Origin of the sequence: Pseudomonas canadensis, from assembly GCF_030980095.1 — a bacterium.
Lineage (GTDB): Bacteria > Pseudomonadota > Gammaproteobacteria > Pseudomonadales > Pseudomonadaceae > Aquipseudomonas > Aquipseudomonas canadensis.
Map to the genome: position 1 here is coordinate 4,404,382 of NZ_CP133298.1, position 21,420 is coordinate 4,425,801.

At 63.5% G+C, this 21,420-nt stretch carries 9 protein-coding genes; 3 read left to right on the top strand and 6 right to left on the bottom strand.

Annotated features, from left to right (window positions below):
- Window positions 1-107 precede the first annotated feature (107 nt).
- The 5 genes from RB216_RS20365 to RB216_RS20385 form a co-directional block, all read right to left on the bottom strand.
- Window positions 108-332: an MbtH family protein gene (locus tag RB216_RS20365; protein ID WP_028617283.1), complete on the bottom strand. Its 225-nt coding sequence runs from the start codon at window positions 330-332 to the stop codon at window positions 108-110.
- An 82-nt stretch (window positions 333-414) separates the two neighbouring features.
- A complete protein-coding gene (locus RB216_RS20370) occupies window positions 415-1,809 on the bottom strand; it encodes an aspartate aminotransferase family protein (RefSeq protein WP_305382096.1) in 1,395 nt (464 codons plus the stop codon).
- Between the two features lie 263 nt (window positions 1,810-2,072).
- Window positions 2,073-2,840, bottom strand: a complete 768-nt coding sequence (locus tag RB216_RS20375; RefSeq protein WP_122687139.1) for an N-acetylmuramoyl-L-alanine amidase — start codon at window positions 2,838-2,840, stop codon at window positions 2,073-2,075.
- 123 nt (window positions 2,841-2,963) lie between these two features.
- Complete coding sequence (locus tag RB216_RS20380) at window positions 2,964-4,286, bottom strand: ATP-binding protein (RefSeq protein WP_028617286.1); 1,323 nt, start codon at window positions 4,284-4,286, stop codon at window positions 2,964-2,966.
- Window positions 4,283-4,963: a response regulator gene (locus RB216_RS20385; RefSeq protein ID WP_028617287.1), complete on the bottom strand. Its 681-nt coding sequence runs from the start codon at window positions 4,961-4,963 to the stop codon at window positions 4,283-4,285. The genes RB216_RS20380 and RB216_RS20385 overlap by 4 nt, the downstream gene beginning before the upstream one ends.
- Window positions 4,964-5,124: 161 nt before the next feature.
- On the opposite strand from RB216_RS20385, the gene dsbD reads away from it, so the two are divergent.
- Genes dsbD through dsbG form a run of 3 tightly spaced genes read left to right on the top strand, consistent with a single transcriptional unit; the run spans window position 5,125 to window position 8,432 of the window.
- Complete coding sequence (gene dsbD, locus RB216_RS20390) at window positions 5,125-6,852, top strand: protein-disulfide reductase DsbD (RefSeq protein ID WP_308907805.1); 1,728 nt, start codon at window positions 5,125-5,127, stop codon at window positions 6,850-6,852.
- Entirely contained in the window at window positions 6,853-7,695 is an 843-nt protein-coding gene (locus RB216_RS20395; protein WP_028617289.1) for a TlpA disulfide reductase family protein, read from the top strand. It abuts the gene before it with no gap.
- Window positions 7,671-8,432, top strand: coding sequence for a thiol:disulfide interchange protein DsbG (gene dsbG / locus RB216_RS20400; RefSeq protein ID WP_122687140.1), 762 nt, complete (start codon window positions 7,671-7,673; stop codon window positions 8,430-8,432). Before RB216_RS20395 ends, dsbG begins: the two co-directional genes overlap by 25 nt.
- A 63-nt stretch (window positions 8,433-8,495) precedes the next feature.
- On the opposite strand, the gene RB216_RS20405 is transcribed toward dsbG, so the two are convergent.
- A complete protein-coding gene (locus RB216_RS20405; RefSeq protein WP_308907806.1) occupies window positions 8,496-21,386 on the bottom strand; it encodes a non-ribosomal peptide synthetase in 12,891 nt (4,296 codons plus the stop codon).
- Window positions 21,387-21,420: the final 34 nt, after the last annotated feature.

The window sequence follows — 21,420 nt, forward strand, 5'->3', positions numbered from 1 at the left end:
AGCCCCTAAAAAGCCGGGAGCGCTTCGCACTCCAGCGCGAGCAAGCTCGCTCACCACAGAAGCCCGTTCACCACAGAAGCTCGCTCACCACAGCAAGCCCACCCGTCTCAGCCCGCGAGCGCAGCCCCGTCCATTTTCTGGCGCAAGCTCAACGGACGCATATCCGTCCAGACTTCTTCAATGTAGGCCAGGCATTCTTTCTTCATGCCGCTCTTGCCCACGGTGCGCCAGCCTTCCGGCACGGCCTTGTAGTCGGGCCAGATGGAATACTGTTCTTCGTGGTTGACCACTACCTGAAACAGGATGTCGTCGCGGTCAAATACTGAGGTCATTGCTGTTCTCCATCGCTAAAAGGCTGGCTGCGCACCGTGCGCAGCACTGATATCTGTAAAAACGTACCAAGCCTGCAAAAAATTAGAGGCTGGCGACCGCCGCCGCCAACGCACGTCCGAAGATGTCCGCCACTTGGTCGACTTCAGCCGCCGTGATCACCAGCGGCGGCAGGAACCGCACCACACTGCCGTGCCGACCACCGAGTTCCAGGATCAAGCCGCGCTTTAGGCATTCACGCTGTACCAACGGCGCCAGTTGGCGATGCACGGGCGGATGACCCTGAATGTCTAGTGGGCCATTTGGGTCCACCAGTTCGACACCCAGCATCAGCCCACGACCGCGAATATCACCCAGGTGTGGGAAGTCGCGTTGCAGAATGCGCAGGTGTTCGCCCAGGCGTTCGCCCATGGCCGCGGCGTGACCGGCCAGGTCGTGGTCCTTGAGGTAGCGCATCACCGCCGAGCCCGCCGCCATCGCCATCTGGTTACCACGGAAGGTCCCGGCATGGGCGCCCGGCAGCCAGGTGTCGAGCCAGTCGCGATACACCACCACCGCCAGTGGCAGGCTGCCGCCGATGGCCTTGGACATCACCACCACATCCGGAATGATGCCGGCGTGTTCGAAAGCAAACATTTTGCCGGTACGACCGAAACCACTCTGGATTTCATCGACGATCAACGCCACGCCCGCCTGCTCGGTGATACGGCGCAGGCCACGCAGCCAGTCGAGATCCGCCGGAATCACACCGCCCTCGCCCTGCACCACCTCGACAATCACCGCCGCCGGCAGTAGCACGCCCGCTTCCGGATCATTCAGCAGGTTTTCCAGGTAATGCAGGTTGACCCGCACGCCCTCCGCGCCACCCAGGCCAAACGGGCAACGGTAGTCGTAGGGGTATGGCAAAAACTGCACGCCATTGCCGAGCAAGGCACCCAAGGGTTTCTTCGGCCCCAGGCTGCCCATCAGGCTCAGGGCGCCCTGGCTCATGCCGTGGTAACCGCCCTGGAACGACAACACCGTGCTGCGCCCGGTGGCAGTGCGCACCAGCTTCAACGCGGCTTCCACCGCATCGGTGCCGGTGGGCCCGCAGAACTGGATCTTCGCCTCCCGCGCCAATGCCGGCGGCAACAGGCCGAACAGGTCCTGCACGAACTGGTCCTTGACCGGCGTGGTCAGGTCCAGCGTGTGCAGTGGCAGTTCATCGGCCAGCACTTGCTGGATGGCCTCGATCACCACCGGGTGGTTATGCCCCAACGCCAGGGTGCCGGCGCCGGCCAGGCAGTCGATGAAGCTGCGGCCTTCCACGTCTTCCACGTAAATACCCTTGGCGCGCTTGAGCGCCAGGGGAATACGCCGAGGGTAGCTGCGGGCGTTGGACTCCTGCTGGCGCTGGCGGGCGAGCAAGGGTGTTTCGTCGAACTGGTAGAGCGTTTCATGCACCTGGGCGTCTTCGATACGGCTGGTAGCGACTGACATTTCTCGATCCCTCAATACGCTGATGTGGTGACCAAACTGCCGATCCGCTGGCGTCTGGCCCAAGGGGCATGCGCACGGATTTCCTGTTCTGGAAACGCACCAGCATGAGAGGGATTTAGTGACTGTGATCGTTAACTGATGGATGAAGATCCAAATGTGGGAGCGGGCTTGCTCGCGAATGCAATCTGCCAGTTGATGGGAGTGGCGACTGACGCACCGCCTTCGCGAGCAAGCCCGCTCCCACATTTGAACCGCGTTCGGCATCAGAGCCCCAAGTATTTTTCGTTCAGCGCATACAAAATCGCGCAGGTCTCCCCGTCCAGAAACCCGCAGTAATCCCGAGGCCGAAAGTGCATCTGAAACGCCCTCGTTCTCTGCTGAAACCCTTGCCGATTTTTCGCAGGCGCATACCCGTAACGCTGAAACGCCCGCTCCACCTCGACCTCTGGCGGCAACCCGAGGCAAAAGCGGCGCTGGTACATTGCCCGCGTCGCCTCATCAAACCAGGCCCCTACCCCCGCCTCATGCAAACGCTGCCATGGCAGACGCGGCCCCGGATCACTCTTGCGGCTGAACGCCACGTCCGAATGCCCGAGAATGTCGGTAGGTCCAATCTGTGGATACCGCCCAAGGATGTCGCGCACCAGGGCAATCAACACCTGGATTTGTTCGTCACCATAGGCTGGAAAGGTGAACACCCCGTCGTCATCCCGTGCCAGGTTGACGATTTCGATGCCAATCGAGCGGCTGTTGAGATTGTCGCGACCTGCCCAATGGCTCACCCCGGCATGCCAGGCGCGTTTGTCCTCCTCCACCAACCGGAAGACCCGCAGTTCTTCATAGCCCGCAGCGCGGTAGCTGGGGTCCTCTGGATCGGGCAGTAGGTAGTGCGCACTGACCCCGTCCTGGGTCAGGGTGCGCAGGGATGAGCCAAAAGGCACCGCTGTGTAATGCACGATCACCTGCCGCACGGGTTCGCCGTTGCGCTCGTTGAAGCCTTTGGCAGGGAAGCTTGTATCGATGACCAACATAAGAACCGTCCTTTTCAATACAGGCCGAGTCGTTCAGCCCGTTCAAGCGCAAAAAATTACCGCCATCCTGAAGGCTTGATCCTCAGGAGGGCGGTAACTATGTGGCACTTGAAAGAAAAGTGATCAGCGCCGTAGCGGCATGCCCAATTCGACGCGCAGGCCATCCGGCTGGCTGTCGAACTTCAAGGAGCAGGAGCAGCGCTGCACGATCGCTTGCACGATCGCCAGGCCCAGCCCGCAGCCTTCGCTGTTGCCATTGCGCCAAAAGCGTTGGGTCAGGTATTGCAGGTCCTCCGGCGAAATCTGCTTGCCGTGGTCACGCACGCAGAACACCACGTTATCCGCCTCGATCAATACGCGCAGTTCCACCCGCGTGTCCGCCGGCGTGTGGCGCAAGGCGTTGTCCAGCAGGTTGCGCAGGGCCGCGACCGCCAGGCCCACCGGCATTTCCACCGGGGTAACCGAGAGGTTATCCGGCAGGATCAGGTCGATGCGCGAGTTATCACCGGCATTGGCATCCTGGATGGCCAGCCGTGCCACGTCCTCGGCACTGGAGTGCATGCCATCGTCAAATGACAGGTTGCCCTCCACCCGCGCCAGCAGCAGCAATTGCTCCAGGGTGCGATGCAGGCGGTCGGCGCCTTCCTCGGCGTGGGCCAGGGATTGGTCGCGGGCTGCGCCGTCGGTCATGCGCGCCACTTGCAGGTGGGTCTTGATCGCTGTCAACGGGCTGCGCAGTTCATGGGCGGCGTCGCCGGTCAGGCGGCGTTCGCGCTCGATGGTCTTGGCGATGCGTTGCAACAATTGGTTCTGGGTGTCGAGCAGTGGCTTGAGTTCGCTGGGCAACGGGTGGATCTGCAGCGGTTCCAGGGAGTCCGCACTGCGCCGCATCAGAGCGTCACGCATGCGGTTGAGCGGCAGCAGGCTCTGACCGATGCCCAGCCACAACAGGCACAGACAGCCGAGCATTGCCACACCCACCGGCACCGAAGCGGCCAGCAGAATCGACAGGTTCAACGCCTCACGCTCCACCTGACGGTCGGCGGTGGTGATCAACAGGTCGCCACGGGATAGCGTGAAGCTGCGCCAATTCACCCCATCGATCACCTGATCACGAAAGCCACTCTGGCGCGATTCCAGGCCTTCATCCGGCGTGGCATGACTGCGCGCCAATACTTCGCCACGCAACGAACTGACCTGGCACGCCATGCCACCCGGCACGTTGAGTTGTGCCCCATGGAAATGCGCGCCGCCACTGACACTGGCCAGGCCCGGCATCTGCTCGGTCAGCCCCGCCACCATGCGCGCCGATGCCACCAGGCGTTGGTCGAGGGAGAACATCATCTGGTTGCGCAGATCGTTGAGCATCCAGGCTGCCGCCAGGGCCCAGATCAACACAAAAGCGGCGCCCAGCTTGAACGTCAGGCGCAGGCGCAGGCTTTTCACGATGCGTCCTCGCCCCCATCCGCAGGGCCCAGGCGATAGCCGAGGCCGCGCACGGTCTCGACGATGCCATTGCCCAATTTGCGCCGCAGGTGGTGGATATGCACGTTGAGGGCGTTGCTTTCCAACTCGTCGTTGAAGCCGTAGACGCTGTCCTTCAGTTGTTCACTGGACAGCACCCGGCCCTTGTTGTGCAGCAGGGCTTGCAACAGCGCCTGTTCGCGGCGCGACAGGTCCACCGGTTCGCCGCCCAGGAAGGTCTCGCGGCTGCTGGGGTCGTAGGCCAGGCGGCCATGTTCGATCAGGTTGACGCTGCGTCCCGCTACACGGCGCAGCAGGGTTTGCAGGCGGGCAGCGAGTTCGCGCAGGTCGAAGGGTTTGAGCAGGTAGTCATCGGCGCCGGCTTGCAGGCCGTCGACACGGTTGGTCACCGAATCGCGCGCGGTGAGGATCAGCACCGGAATCTCCAGGCCCTGGCTGCGCTGTTGCTGCAGCAACTTGAGGCCGTCTTCGTCCGGCAGGCCGAGGTCGAGCACCATGATGTCGAACGTCGCCGCCTTGAGCATCGCGCGCGCAGCACCCGCCGTGGCCACGTGTTCGACGGTGAAGCCTTGGGCGGTGAGGCCGGCCACAATGCCGCTGGCGATCAGTTTGTCGTCTTCACAGACCAGTACGTGCATGGTGAACCCTTCATGAAAGATGGGGAGATTAAAGGGGCAGCGGATTAAGCGCAGATTATGCCGCTAAACACCCCACACTCAATCTAGAATAGCCGTGGTTAATCATCGGTTAATCAACGCCACACATTGTGTGCCTACTTGCATCGAACTAAGGCTTGACCATGCGGCATCTGTTTACCTTTCTGCTGGTGTTGTTCGCGGGATTCGCCCAGGCCGCGCCGGGCAATCCGTTTGAGACCAAACCCGACTTCCTGCCGGTGGGCAAAGCCTTCACTTTTACCTCCGAACGTCTTGAAAGTGGCGAGACCCAGCTGTACTGGCAGATTGCCGACGGTTATTACCTGTACAAGCAACGCATGAAATTCGATGGCCTGGCCGAGAAGCCCGCGTTGCCGCAAGGCGAGGCGCATAGCGATGAATTCTTCGGCGACCAGGAGGTGTATCGCCAGGGCCTGGAAGTGAAGATCCCGGCTGGTGCTACCGGGCAGGTCAAGCTCGGCTGGCAGGGCTGTGCCGATGCGGGCCTGTGCTATCCGCCGCAGTCGATCACCGTGGACCTGGGCGGCAACCCGGCCGTCGCCGCGACCGCCGAAGCTCAGGATCAGAGTCTGGCCAGTGGCCTGCAACAACGCAGCCTGGGTTGGAGCCTGCTGATTTTCTTTGGCTTGGGACTGCTGTTGGCCTTTGCCCCGTGTTCATTGCCGATGCTGCCGATTCTCGCCGGTTTGGTGGTAGGCAGTGGCGCCAGCCCGCGTCGCGGGTTTGCCTTGGCCAGCAGCTACGTCGTGTGCATGGCGCTGGTGTATGCCGCGCTCGGCGTATTGGCTGCGTTGCTTGGCGCCAACCTCGCCGCGCTCCTGCAAACCCCATGGATCCTCGGCAGTTTCGCTGCGCTGTTCGTGATCCTCGCCTTGCCGATGTTTGGCTTCTTTGAACTGCAACTGCCGGTCTTCCTGCGTGACCGCCTGGACAACGTCAGCCGCCAGCAAAGCGGCGGCAGCCTGGTCGGCGCGGGAGTTCTCGGCGCCTTGTCCGGCCTGCTGGTGGGCCCGTGCATGACCGCACCACTCGCCGGCGCCCTGCTGTACATCGCCCAGAGCGGCAATGCGCTGCACGGTGGCCTGATCCTGTTCGCCATGGGCATCGGCATCGGCATTCCGCTGTTGCTGCTGGTGACCGTGGGCAATCGCTTCCTGCCCAAGCCAGGCACCTGGATGAATGTGCTCAAGGGCATCTTCGGCTTCCTGTTCCTCGGCACCGCCGTGCTGATGATCCGTCCGGTGCTCGATGAAAGCTTGTGGATCGGCCTGTGGGGCACGCTCGCGCTGGTGATGGCCTACTGCGGCTGGACCCTGGCCCGCGAATACGGCCTGGCCGCCAAGGTGTTTGGCGCCGGTTCCCTGGTGCTCGGCCTGTGGGGAGCGGTACTGCTGGTGGGCGCAGCCGGTGGCAGCGATGACCTGTGGCAACCGTTGAAGGTCTACAGCGGTTCGCGGACCGCCGCCGCGCCGAGCGCCCACGACGCCTTCATGACCATCAGCGACCCCGCCGTGCTGCAAAGCCAGCTCGACAGCGCCAAGGCCCAAGGCCAGTGGGTGCTGGTGGACTATTACGCTGACTGGTGTGTGTCGTGCAAGATCATGGAAAAACAGGTGTTCGGCAAACCCGAGGTGATGGCTGCCCTGAAAGACGTACGCCTGCTGCGCCTGGACGTCACCGCCGACAACGCCGCCAGCCGCGAGCTGCTCGGCCGCTATAAAGTCCCCGGCCCTCCGAGCTTCGTGTGGATCGGCCCGGACGGTGAAGAACGCCGTGCCCAACGCATCACCGGCGAAGTGGATGCCGCCGCCTTCCTGCAACGCTGGACGCAAACACGGGACGCCCTCTGAATGCTGACCCTGACCATCGGCACCTTCGCCATCGCCCTGAATCACATCCTGCTGATCAGTGCGCTGATTCTCGCCACCCTGGTGGGCTGGCGCGTGGCCAAGCGTGGTGGTGAAAACCCGGAATCGGTGCTGTTCAGCCTGTTCCTGCTGGGCATGTTGGTGGCCCGCGTCAGCTTTGTGCTGATGTACTGGAGTGATTACAGCCACGCTCCGCTGCAGATGGTCGACCTGCGTGACGGCGGCTTCCTCGCCTGGCCGGGTGTGATCGCGCTGATCCTGGGTGCGCTGCTCTACGGCTGGCGCCGCCCGGCCCTGCGCAAGCCGCTGGGCGCCGGGGTGATCACCGGCCTGGTGTTCTGGGGCCTGACCAGTTTGTCCCTGAGCCTCTACGACAAAGGCTCGCAACTGCCGGACATCACCTTGCGCAACGCCAATGGCGACGTGGTGCAACTGGCCGATTACAAAGGCGGCCCGCTGGTGATCAACCTGTGGGCCACCTGGTGCCCGCCGTGCCGTCGCGAGATGCCGGTGCTGGAACGTGCCCAGCATCAACGCCCCGACGTGACCTTCCTGTTCGTCAACCAGGCCGAAAGCATGCAGAGCGTCAGCACCTTCCTCGCCACGCAAGGCCTGACCCTCGACAACGTGCTGTTCGACGCCAGCGGCCGCCTCGGCCAGGCCGTTGGCTCGATGGCCTTACCGACCACCCTGTTCTACCAAGCCGATGGGCGCCTGATCAACAGCCACCTCGGTGAACTGTCCCAGGCCAGCCTGGCCCGTGCCATGGAACCCTTCGACGCCACAATAAGGAAACCGACATGCCAAGCCTCCGCCACCTGCTGATCTCGCTGCCGCTGACGCTTGCGGCCACCCTGGCCCAGGCCGAAGACTGGCCGGCGCCGATCAAACAGATCGAAGCCAAGGGCGCCAAAATCCTCGGCAAGTTCGACGCCCCCAGCGGCCTCACCGGCTACGCCGCCCAGTACCAGAACCGTGGCATGGCCCTGTACCTGACCGCCGACGGCAAAAGCGTGATCGCCGGCAACCTGTACGACGCCCAGGGCAACGACCTGAGCAGCGCGCCGCTGGAAAAACTGGTATACGCGCCGATGGCCAAGGAAGTCTGGGCCAAGATGGAAAAAAGCAGCTGGATCCAGGACGGCGACGTTAAAGCCCCCCGCATCGTCTACCTGTTCAGCGACCCCAACTGCCCCTACTGCAACATGTTCTGGGAACAGGCCCGCCCGTGGGTAAAGGCCGGCAAAGTCCAGTTGCGTCACATCATGGTCGGCATCATCCGCGAAGACAGCCCAGGCAAATCCGCCGCGCTGTTCGCCGCCAAGGACCCGCAAAAGGCCTTGGAAGAGCATGAAGCCGCTGGCAAGGGCAGCAAGTTGCAGGCACTCGACAAGATTCCGGCGGATATCGAGGCCAAGCTTGATAACAACATGAAGTTGATGGACGAGTTGGAGTTGTCGGCGACGCCGGCGATTTTCTATCTGGATGACAAGGGTGGGTTGCAGCAGCAGCAGGGGGCACCGTCGCCGGAGAAGCTGGTGAAGATTCTTGGGCCGAAGTAAGCGGCGCCCGGTCTGACGCCATCGCCGGCTTGCCGGCGATGAGGCCCTGACAGACAACGAAGCTTAAAGCCCCTCCAACTCCGCCATCAAATCACTCAACCGATCCACCTTCTCGGCACTGATGTCATTCGCTGCCAACCCGTCGATATACTCAGCCAACTCGCCTACCGTGCTGCACTCGAACATCGCCCGCAGCGGCACGTCCCGCTGCAAGGTCTTCTGCACCCGCGAGGCAATCTGCGTGGCCAGCAACGAATGCCCGCCCAGCTCGAAGAAGTTGTCTTGCACCCCTACCCGCTCAACCTTCAGCACTTCGGCCCAGATCGCGGCCAAGGTGGTTTCCAGCTCGTTGCGCGGCGCCAGGTAGTCCTGGCTCTGCAACTGGCCGATCTCCAGCGCAGGCAACGCCTTGCGGTCGAGTTTGCCATTGGCGTTGAGCGGCAGGCGGTCGAGCCACAGCCAGTGCAGCGGCACCATGTATTCCGGCAGTTCAGCACGCAGGCGTTGCTTGATGCGGTCGAGGCGTTCGCTTGGGTTCAGTGCCTCATCCGCCGCCACCAGGTAGCCGACCAGATGCTTGCCGTTGACGCCTTCCTGCACGCCTACCGCCGCATCGCGCACTTCCGGTTGTTCGTGCAGGCGCGCTTCGATTTCACCCAGTTCGATGCGGTAGCCGCGAATCTTCACTTGATGGTCGACACGCCCGACGTATTCCAGCACACCGTCACTGCGACGGCGCGCGAGGTCGCCGGTGCGGTAGAGGCGTTCGCCGGGCGCGCCGAACGGGTTGGGTACAAATACCGGCGCGGTGCGCAGCGGATCGCTGACGTAACCGCGACCGACACCGGTACCGGCGACGCACAACTCGCCAACTGCGCCTTGCGGCACCAGTTCCAGCGCGCCATCGAGCAAGTACAAGCGGTTGTTGTCGGTCGGCGTACCAATCGGCAAGTAGGTGCCACGGGTAGACGCCAGGTCGACGCGATAGAACGCCACATCGTCCGAACATTCCGCCGGACCATAAGCGTTCACCAGCCCGATCTCGGGGTAACGCAACAACCACTGATGCGCCAGCTCCGGTGGCATCGCTTCGCCGGTTGGCAGCATCCAGCGCAGGCCATCCAGGCTGATGCGGTCCTGGGCCAACATGCCCTGGATCAGTGATGGCACGCTTTCCAGCACGGTGATCCCTTGGGTCTGAACGTGTTCCAGCAGGCCTTGGGGATCATGCGCGATGGTGTTCGGCACGATATCCACCCGCGCGCCAAACAGCGGCGCGGCAAGGAACTGCCACACGGAAATATCGAAGCTTTGCGACGCAGTCTGCGCGATCACATCGGCGTCGCTCAAGGTCAGGTATGGCACCTTGCTCAACTGGTTATTGAGCATGCCGCGCTGTTCCACCATCACGCCTTTGGGCAGGCCGGTGGAGCCCGAGGTGTAGATCACATAGGCAAGGTTGTCCGGGCGACTGTAGACGCCGGGGTTTTCGCCACGTGCCGGTATCTCTTCCCACACCAGCAACTGGCAGTCGAAACCCTCCAGCAATTCGATGGCCTGCTCGCGGGATGCTTCGGTGCAGACCAGCAACGGCGTGCGGCTCAGGTCGATGATGCTGCGCAGGCGCTGGCTGGGCAGGCCTGGGTCCAGCGGCAAGTAGCCTGCACCCGCCTTGAAGCTGCCGATGATCATGCCGAGCAGGTCGAGGTTACGTTCGGCCAGCAATGCCACCGGCTGATCCAGACCGACACCCGCGGCTATCAGCGCGTGGCCGAGGCCGTTACTGCGGCGGTTCAGTTCGTCATAGCTCCATTGCTGATCAAGGCAACTGGCGGCAATGCGCTGTGGATGCGCGGCGACCTGTTCTTCGAACAGCTCGATGTAGCTGCGCTCCAGCGGGTAAACATGCTCACTCTGGTTGCAGCCCTCCACCAGGAACTCACGCTCCTGCTCGCCAATCAGCGGCAGGTCGGCCATGTCGCCATGGAAGCCTTGGACCAACGCCAGCAGCAGGCGCTTGAACTCGCCGAGCATGCTTTGCACGGTGGTTTCGTCGAAGTAGCGCTGGTCGTAAGACAGGTGCAAGCCCAGGTCATCGCCCGGATAACACACGGCCGTCAGCGGGAAGTTGGTGTGGGTGCGGCCGGAATCCGAGGTGGCATTCAGGCTTTGTGCGCGGTCCAGCACCGAGACTTCCACCGGGGCGTTTTCGAACACGAACAGGCTGTCGAACAGCGGCTGGCCCTTGGGCAGTTCGCTGTGTTCCTGAATCGTCACCAGCGGCAGGTATTCGTACTCGCGCAGTTGCATATTGCTGTCGAGCAAACCACTCAGCCACTGGCGCACGCTGCAACGCTGGTCATCCTCGGGCAGTTTCACACGCAGGGCGATGCTGTTGATGAACAGGCCGACGGTGCGTTGCATCTCCGGCATTTCCACCGGGCGGCCGGCCACGGTCACACCGAACAACACGTCGCGATCGCCGCTCAGGCGACGCAGCACCAGCGCCCATGCCGCCTGGGCAAACGTGTTGACGGTCAGTTGGTGAGCCTGGGCCAGTTCGCGCAGTTGCGCACCGTCGCGGGCGTCGAGGCGGGTGTAGCAGTCGCCCACCACCATGCCGCCGCTGTGGCCCGCGTGCTCACGCAGGAACGGCCGGTCGCTCGGGATCGGCGTGGTGCGTTCGAAGCCTTGCAGGTTCTGCTGCCACCATTGGCGTGCCTCATTCAGGTTCTGGCGTTGCAGCCAGGCGATGTAGTCGCGATAACGCGGCGGTGTGGCCAGTTGCGGGTCGCGGCCTTCACCGAGGGCCATGTAGAGCTCGAAGAAGTCATTCATCAGCAACGAACGGCACCAGGCATCGATAAGGATGTGATGGTTGCTCATCATGAACCAGTAGCGCTCGGCGCCGACGCGGATCAGGCGAAGGTGGAACGGTGCCTGGTTGAGCAGATCGAAACCGGCTTCGCGCTCTTGCTTGAGCAGCGCTTGCAGGCGCGGCTCCTGTTCGCTTTCCGGGTCGTTGCTCCAGTCCAGGTATTCAATCGGCGTGCTGCCCGGTTTGTGGATCACTTGCAGCATGTCTTCGCCGACGTTCCAGCAGAACGAGGCGCGCAGGGCTTCGTGACGGGCGATCACCGCCTGCCAGGCCTGGGCGAAACGCTCGGGGTCGAGGGCGCTGTTGATGCGGTAGCGGTCCTGCATGTAGTAGAGGCCGGTGCCGGGCTCCAACAGGGTGTGCAGCAGCAGGCCTTCCTGCATGGGGGTCAGCGGGTAGACGTCTTCGATGGCGCTGGCGGCAATCGGCAAGCTGTCGAGTTGCGATTGGGTCAGGTGCGCCAGCGGGAAGTCGGACGGCGTGAGGCCACCGGCATCGTCTTGCAGGCAATGCGCGACCAGGCTTTGCAGCTCAGCGAGATAGGCATCTGCCAGTTCATGGATGCTCTGTTGATCATGGCGTTCGCGGCTGAAGGTCCAGCGCAGCACCAGTTCACCGCCGTACACCTGGCTGTCGACGCTCAACTCGTTGGGCAGCGGCGCGTCCGGGTCATGGGCCAGGCCGGCGGGCTCGTCCAGCGGATGGAACAGCGCATCGGCGCCGAAACTCTGGTCGAACTGACCGAGGTAGTTGAAGGTGATCTGTGCGCTCGGCAGCGCAGCCATGCTCTGTTTGCACAGGTCATCGGCCAGGTAGCGCAGCACGCCATAGCCCAGGCCTTTATGTGGCACGCCGCGCAGTTGTTCCTTGATCGCCTTGATCGAATCGCCCTGCCCGGCGAGCGGGGTCAGGCGCAGCGGATAGGCGCTGGTGAACCAGCCGACGCTGCGGGTCAGGTCGATTTCATCGAACAGGGTTTCGCGGCCGTGGCCTTCCAGTTGGATCAACGCCGAAGCGTGGCCGCTCCAGCGGCACAACACGCGGGCCAAGGCGGTCAGCAACAGGTCGTTGACCTGGGTGCGGTAGGCACTTGGCGCCTGCTGCAGCAACTGGCGAGTGTGTTCGGCATCCAGGCGCACGCTGACGGTGTCGGCATCGCGATTACGCAGCGAACCTTGCGGACGGGCCACCGGCAATACGGTTTCCGGCCCAGCCAATTGGTCTTGCCAGACGCTCAATTCTTCACGCAGGGATTCGCTGCCGGCATAGGCCTGCAAACGCGCGGCCCAGTCACGCAAGGCGCTGGTCTTGGCCGGCAGGCTGACGGACTGACCGTCGCTGAGTTGACGGTAGACGTTTTGCAGGTCTTCCAACAACACGCGCCACGACACACCGTCCACCACCAGATGATGGATCGCGATCAGCAACCGTTGCTGCCCCTCGGGACCGTCCACCAGCAAAGTACGCAACAGCGGGCCGTGTTGCAGGTCGAGGCTGCGTTGGGTGTCGGTGAACAGCGCGGTGCAGTGCGCCATGTCGCGCACTTGCGCCTGCATCAACACGCCGCCTTCCGGCACGGCCAAATGCTCGGCGTGCCATTGCGCGTCGCGCTGGCAGAAGCTCAGGCGCAGGGCGTCGTGATGTTCCAGCACTGCCAGCAGCGCTTGCTCCAGGCGATGGGGATCGAGCAGTTGCAGCGGCTTGAGGACCAGCGCCTGGTTCCAGTGCTGACGGTTCGGGATCTCGGTGTCGAAGAACCAATGCTGAATTGGCGTCAGGCCCGAAGGGCCGGTAAGCACGCCTTGCTCTGCGGTGATTTGCTCGGAGCGCGTGGCTACGGCGGCCAGGGTCTGCACGGTCTGGTGCTGGAACAGGTCACGCGGGCTGAAATGAATCCCGGCCTGCCGCGCACGGCTGACCACCTGGATCGACAGGATCGAGTCGCCACCCAGCTCAAAGAAGTTATCGTCCAGCCCGACTTGCTGCACGTTCAGTACCGCACACCAGATCGCAGCCAGGGTGCTTTCAAGTTCATTGCGTGGCGCCACATATGTTTGGCGGTTTGCCTCAGGATCTGGTTGCGGCAGGGCACGGCGGTCGAGCTTGCCATTGGCGGTCAGCGGCATGCTGTCCAGCACGATCAGGTGCGCGGGCACCATGTAGTCCGGCAGTTGCGCCTTGAGATGGGCCTTCAGCGCGTCACGCAGCGCGCCGTGCTCGGCATCGCTGACCAGATACGCCACCAGCTGTTTGCCGCTCGGCGAATCCAACGCCAGCACCACCGCTTCGCGCACGGCTGCATGTTCCAGCAGACGGGTTTCGATCTCACCCAGCTCGATACGGAAACCACGGACTTTCACCTGATGGTCGATCCGCCCCAGGTACTCCACCAGGCCATCGGCGCGTTGGCGCACCAGGTCACCGGTGCGGTACAGGCGCCCGCCGTTGCGCGCAAACGGGTCCGCGACAAAACGTTCGGCGGTCATGCCCGGACGCTGGTGATAACCCTGGGCCAGGCCCGCCCCGCCGACGTACAACTCGCCGGTCGCGCCTTGCGGCACCAGGGCCAGGTCGGCGTCGAGAATGTAAGCCACGCGGTCACCGATGATGCTGCCGATCGGCACGCTGGCGGCGCCCTCCTCCAACTGCTCCGGTGCAAGGCTGGCCAGCGGCATCACCACGGTTTCAGTCGGGCCATAGGCGTTGAAGAACACCTGCGGCTGGAACGCGGCACGGATGCGCTGCAAGTGTTCGCCGGTCAGGGCTTCGCCGCCGGTGATGCACATACGCACCGGCAAGGTCTGCTGCTGAGTGGCCAACCACTGCGCCAACTGGCTGCCGTAGCTCGGGGTGAAGCCCAGGATGTTGATGCCATGGGTGCGGATCAATCCGCAGATTTCCTCGGCATCCCACTGGCCCTGAGCACGCAACACCACCTGCGCGCCGCTGAGCAGCGGCACCAACAGGCGCTCGGTGGCGGCGTCAAAGTTGATCGAATAGAAGTGCAGCTCGCAGTCATCCGCGCGCATGCCAAACCGCTCGATCACCGCCGCGCAATGCATGGCGATTTCACCGTGGGACACCACCACGCCTTTCGGCTTGCCGGTGGAGCCGGAGGTGTAGATCAAGTACGCCTGGTGTTGCGGCAGGCTGATAAGCGGCAGCGCATCGGCCGGGTAGTTGGTCAGCACCGGCAAATCATCTTCCAGGCACCAGCAGGCCACGGTGGCCGGCAACTCGCCGAGGGCTTCGAACATCGCCGCATCGCTGAGCAGCAGGCTGATGCCGCTGTCTTCGATCATGTAGTGCAGGCGATCCAGCGGATATTCCGGGTCCAGCGGCACGTAGGCGCCGCCCGCCTTGAGGATCGCCAGCAGGCCGATGACCATTTCCAGGGAGCGCGGCAACGCCAGGCCGACACGCACCTGCGGGCCGACCCCACGCTCGCGCAGCATCCAGGCCAGGCGGTTGGCGCGGGCGTCGAGTTCACGGTAGCTGAGAGTCACGCCAGCAAAGGTCAGCGCCGGCGCATCGCCACGGGCTGCCGCCTGCTGGCTGAACAGTGGGTGGATGCACTGATCGAGACGGTGCTCACCTTTCTCGATGCCCAGGCTGTCTTGCAACACACGCTGTTCATCCGCGCCCAGCAACGGCAATTCGCTGAGACGCTGCTGCGGATCCACGATCAAGGCTTCCAGCAGGTTGCGCCAATGCTCAGCCATACGCGCAATGCGCGGTTCGTCGAACAGGTCGGTGCTGTAGGTCAGGCAGCAACCCAGGCGATGGTCGAGGTCGGTGACTTCCAGGTTGAGGTCGAACTTGGTCGCGCGGGCATCGTTGGCCAGGTATTCGACGGTCATGCCAGCCAGTTGGCGGCTTTGCTGGAACTCCCAGCGCTGCACGTTGCACATCACCTGGAACAGCGGGTTGTACGCTGCGCTGCGCGGGGGTTGCAGGGCTTCCACCAGATGATCAAACGGCAAATCCTGATGGGACTGACCCTCGATCACGGTGTGGCGCACTTGCTCGAACAACTCAGCGACATTCATCTGCCCATTGAGCTGGCAACGCAGCACCTGGGTGTTGAGGAACGCACCGATCAGGCCTTCGCTTTCCGGGCGAATGCGGTTGGCGACCGGAGCGCCGATACGCAGGTCGGTCTGGCCGCTGTAGCGATAGAGCAACACAGCCAGGGTGGCGGTCATGGTCATGAACAGGGTAAGGCCGCGTTCGGCATTGAAGGCACGTACGCGGGCCGCAAGGTCGTCGCTGAGGTCGAAGCGATACAACTCGCCCTGGTGGCTTTGCACAGGCGGACGCGGACGGTCGCCGGGCAGTTCCAGCAGCGGGTGTTCATTGCCCAGTTGCGCAGTCCAGTAATCCAATTGGCGCTGACGTTCGCCGGATTCCAGCCACTGGCGCTGCCACACGCTGTAGTCGAGGTATTGCACGGGCAGCGGCGCCAGCGGCGAGTCGCGCTCGTCGATAAAGGCTTCGTACAACGCGCTGAGTTCACGGGCAAATATGTCCATGGCCCAGCCTTCGGTGACGATATGGTGCAGGGTCAGGACGAGGTAGTGTTCCTGCTCGCCGGCCTTGACCAGGCACGCACGCAGCAACGGCCCGGTTTCCAGATTGAATGGCGTGTGCGCCTCGTGATCGGCCAGTTGTTGCAGGCGCGGTTGGCGTTCGGTTTCGCTCAGCGCGGAAAAATCCTGCCAGTCCATGCGCAGTCCCGTTTGCGGCGAAACCTTCTGATAGGCCACACCGTCGACGCTCGGGAACGTCGTGCGCAGCGTTTCGTGGCGCATGATCAGCGCTTGCAACGCCGCCTCGAAACGCCCCACATCCAGCACGCCGCGCAGGCGCGCCATGCCGCCGACGTTATAGGCCGGGCTGTCCGGTTCCATCTGCCACAGGAACCACATGCGCTGCTGGGAATAGGACAACGGCACCGGTTGGCTGCGGTCGACCTTGGCAATGGCAGTCTGTTGGTTGCGCTGGCCCGACGCTTGGATCAGGCCGACCTGCTCGGCAAACGCCCCCAACTCACTGGCTTCGAACAGGGTGCGCAACGGCAGCTCGACGTCACACGCGTGGCGGGTGCGAGAGATGATCTGCGTGGCCAGCAACGAATGGCCGCCCAGGGCGAAGAAGTCATCGCGCAGGCCGATGCTTGGCAGGCCGAGGACTTCGCGCCAGATGGCGGCGATCTGCTGTTGCAACGCGGTTTCGGGTTCGACATGTTCACACACTTGCCACACCGGTTCCGGCAATGCACGGCGGTCCAGCTTGCCGCTGGGGCTCAGCGGCATGGCGTCCAGACGCATCAGCAGCGCGGGCACCATGTACTCCGGCAGCTCGGCGGCCAGGGCGGTTTTTACAGCCTCCTCATCCAGTTCGCCCTGAGCGGTGAAGTAACCGATCAACTGCCCGTCACGCACCCGCACCACGGCTTGGGCGATACCCTCCAGGGCGAGCATGCGCGCTTCGATTTCTTCCGGTTCCACACGAAAGCCGCGCAGCTTGACCTGCTGATCAAGCCGACCGAGGTACTCGATCACGCCGTCGGCATTCCAACGGGCGCGGTCACCGGTGCGATACAAGCGTGCGCCCGCTTCACCATAGGGATCGGCAACAAAACGCTCCGCCGTCAACCCGGCACGTCCGAGGTAACCACGGGCCAGGCCGATTCCGCCGATGCACAGCTCACCCGGCACGCCCAACGGCACAGGGTTGAGCTGTTCATCCAGCACACGGCAGATCACATTGCCCAGCGGCCGGCCAATCGGCGAGCGCTCGCCGTCTTCGGCGCGGCAGTGCCAGTGAGTCACGTTGATCGCGGTTTCGGTCGGGCCATAACGGTTGTGCAATTGCACCGCTGGCAACTGTGCCAACACGCGATTACGCAACTCGGCGGGCAAGGCTTCGCCGCCGGAGAACAGGCGACGCAGGCTGGTGCATTCAGCCACCAACGGCTCGTCGATAAACAACTGCAACAGCGGCGGCACAAAGTGCAGCGTGGTCACGCCGTGTTCCTGCACCAACTGTGCGATGCGATGGGGGTCGCGATGTTCACCAGGGCCAGCCAGCACCAGACGGCATCCGGTAATCAGTGGCCAGAAGCATTCCCACACCGACACGTCAAAACTGATCGGCGCCTTTTGCATCAGCACGTCGGTTTCATTGAGTTGATAAGTGGCCTGCATCCATTGCAAGCGCTCGGCCAAAGCCGCATGCGTATTGCCCACGCCTTTGGGCTGGCCGGTGGAGCCGGAGGTGTAGATCACGTAGGCGAGGTTATCGCCATGCAGGTGCAGGCCGGGCGGCTGGGTTGGCCAGCTATCGAGGTGCAGGCTGTCCATGGCGATCACGCAAACGCCTTCGGCACTCGGCACCTGTTCCAGCAGTGCAGTCTGGGTCAGCAGCAGGTGTACGCCACTGTCCTTGAGCATGTAGGCCAGGCGCTCGGCGGGGTAATCCGGGTCCAGGGGCACGTAGGCGCCACCGGCCTTGATGATCGCCAGCAAGCCGACCAGCAATTGCGGCGAACGCTCGGCGGCGATGGCCACGCACACATCCGGGCCGACGCCTTTGTCGCGCAGGTAATGGGCCAGGCGGTTGGCCTGGGTGTGCAGTTGGGCGAAGGTCAGGCTGCCGCCGTCCCAGACCAGCGCGGTGGCGTCCGAGGTCGGCTGGTTGAGCAGCTCCGGCAGCCACTGCTGGGCTGGCGCGCAGGGTGCTTCGCTGTAAAGCGCCTGTTCGTCCTGCTGCATCAGCGCAAGGTCGCCGATGGCTTGCTGGGGGTGCTCGCAGACGGCGCGCAACAGGTTGATGTAGTGCTCGGCCAGGCGCTGGATCGTCGCGTTTTCGAACAGTTCATCGGCGTAGTCGAACGACAGGCTCAGGCGCCCGTTGCGGTCTTCTTCGGTGTGCAGTTGCAGGTCGAACTTGGCTTCGCGACTGTGCCACGGCAACTCGTCGGCGAGCATGCCCGGCAGGCGGCGCAAGGCGCTGAGGTCGCGTTGCTGATGGTTGAACATGACCTGGAACAGGCCCTGCTCGCGGGCCTGCGGGAAGGCTTCCAGCAGTTGTTCGAACGGCAGGTCCTGATGGGCTTGGGCACCCAGCGCCGCCTGGCGTGTCGCGGCTAATAGCTCGTTGAACGGCAGGCGTCCATCCAGCTCGGCACGCAACACGAGGGTGTTGATGAAGAAGCCGACCAGGCCTTGGGTTTCCTGGCGCGGGCGATTGGCGTTGGGCACGCCGATGCGAATGTCGCGCTGGCCGCTGTAGCGATGCAGCAGGCTTTGGAATGCCGCCAACAGCAGCATGAATGGGGTGGACTCGTTGGCCTGGGCTGTCTGGCGAATCGCGTCGCAGAGGCTCGCGCCAAGCCGCACGGTGTGACGTGATGCAGTGTGACAGTGGTGTGCCGAGCGCGGGTGGTCGGTCGCCAGGCTGAGGGTGGGGTGCTCCTCACCCAACTGCGCTTTCCAGTACGCCAGCTGACGCAGGCCTTCACCTTCGGCCAGCCATTGGCGCTGCCAACTGCCGTAGTCGGCGTATTGCAGGGCCAGGGGCGGCAGTTCCAGGGTTTGGCCTTGGGCTGCGGCGGCGTAGAGGCGCGAGAATTCGTCGATCAAAATATTGAGCGACCAGCCGTCGGCGATGATGTGGTGCAGCGTCACCAGCAGTTGGTGATCTTCATCGTCGAGGCGCACCAGGGTCACCCACAGCAACGGGCCTTTTTCCAGGTCGAACTGGGTGCGCGCTTCGTCTTCGCGGATCTGTTGCGCACGGGCTTCGCGCTCGGCAACGGGCAGGTCGCTGAGGTCGATGACTTGCAGTTCGAAATCCGCTTTGGCATCGACACGCTGGAAAGCCTGGCCGTCGCGCTCATAGAAGCGCGTACGCAGGGCTTCGTGGCGCTGGATCAATTGCTGGAAGCTGGCGCGCACGGCGTCTTCATCCAACTCGCCGCGCAGGCGCAGCGCGCCGGGGATGGTGTAGGCGCTGCTGTGGGGGTCCAGTTGCCAGGTGATCCATAGGCGGTTCTGCGCCAAGGATTGGGGCAATTCCTCTTGACGCGACAAGCTGTGAATCGCGCCTTGGGCGACGCCACCGTCTTGCTGCAACTGCGCAACGTTGGCCGCGAAGCCTTCCAGGGTCGGCGCTTCGAACAGCATGCGCAGGTTCAGTTCCAGGCCGAGGGTTTCGCGCAGGCGTGCGACCACCTGGGTGGCGGTGATGGAGTTGCCGCCGAGCAGGAAGAAATGATCATCGGCGGCAACGCTTGCGATGTTCAGTTGCTCACACCAGATCGCCGCAATCTGGTTGTGCAACTCGGATTCCAACGCCCCATCGCTCACCTGCGCTTGCAGGTCGGGGAACTGGGCATAGCTGTCGAGGCTGCCGTCCTTGTGACGAAGCGCACAGGCTGCGCGCTGCACTTTGCCGCTGGAGGTCTTCGGCAAGGCGCCGGGGTTGAGCAGCACCACCACGCTTGGCGCCTCTTGATACGCCTCGGCGACGGCCTGTCGGATCGCCTTGATCAGCGCTTCAGGCGGTAGGATTTTCTGCACGCTGCGGCTGATTTCGGCGGCAATGCCGATACCTTCCAGGCCCTGTTCATTTACCGCAAATGCCGCAACCCGGCCTTTGCGCACCACTTCCACTTCGCGCTCGATGGTCTGCTCGATGTCCTGGGGATACAGGTTGTGGCCGCGTACGATCAGTAAATCCTTGAGGCGTCCGGTGATATACACCTCGCCGTCACGGATGAAGCCCAGGTCGCCCGTGCGCAGCCAGGTACGACCAGCGTGCTCTACGAAGGTCTTGGCGGTGGCTTCGGGGTTGCGCCAGTAGCCGTGGGCGATGCTCGGGCCGGTGGCCCAGAGTTCGCCGACGCTGTTGTCGCCCAGCTCGGTGAGGGTGTGGGGGTCCGCGATCAGCACCGCGTGTTCCGGCTGGCTGGTGCCGCAGCTCATGATCGCACTGCCCTGCCCCGGTTTGGCGCGGTTGGCGGCCAGGGCCTGCTCGTCAACACGCAGCGCCGGGATGCCATGGCCACGGCTGCCGCCAGCGACAAACAGGGTCGCCTCGGCCAGGCCGTAGGAGGCAAAGAAATTGTTCGGGGTAAAACCACAGGTAGCGAACTTCTCGGCGAAGCGTTCCAGGGTGTCGAGGCGGATCGGTTCAGAACCGGAATAGGCCACGCGCCATTGGCTCAGATCCAAGCGTTCCAGGGCCGTCTCGCTGACCCGTTCGCTGCACAGGCGATAGGCGAAATCCGGACCGCCGCTGATGGTGCCGCCGTATTCGCTGATCGCTTCCAGCCAGCGCAAGGGGCGACCAAGGAAGTAAGCTGGCGACATCAGCACGCAGGGCACGCCACTGAAGATCGGTTGCAGCAGGCCGCCGATCAGGCCCATGTCGTGGTACAGCGGCAGCCAGCTGACGATCACGTCATCCGGGTTCAGGTCGATGCCAAAACCGCGACGGATCAACACTTCGTTGGCGACCAGGTTGCCGTGGCTGACTTGTACGCCCTTGGGAAGCGCGGTGGAGCCAGAGGTGTATTGCAGGAACGCGATGTCGTCCGGATGCAGGTCAGGGGCGACCCAATGGCCGAGGCTTTCCAGGCTATCGACGCTCAATACCGGCGGCGCGTTTTCGATCTGCGACAAGCCATCGGCGAGGCTGGCGATGGTCAGCAACAGGCGCGGCTCGGCATCGCTGATGATCGACAGCAGGCGCTCCTGATGGTGACGACGGGTGGACTCCGGTGGATAGGCCGGCACTGCAATCACACCCGCGTAGAGGCAACCAAAGAACGCCGCAACGTAATCCGGGCCGCTGGGAAACAACAGCACGGCACGGTCACCCTGGTCCGCATTGGCTTGCAAGGCGGCGGCGATGGTGCGGGCGCGCTGGTCCAGGTCACGGTAACTGAGCACAACGCTGTGCTCGGCGGATTCGGCGAGGAAGCGCAGGGCGACCTGGTCCGGGGTCTGCGCGGCGCGACGTTGAAGGGACTGGACCAGGGTGCGGGGAAGTTCGAAGGCGTCCATCATGGGGTTCCTGCCTGAAATCGGCTTACGGGAAATT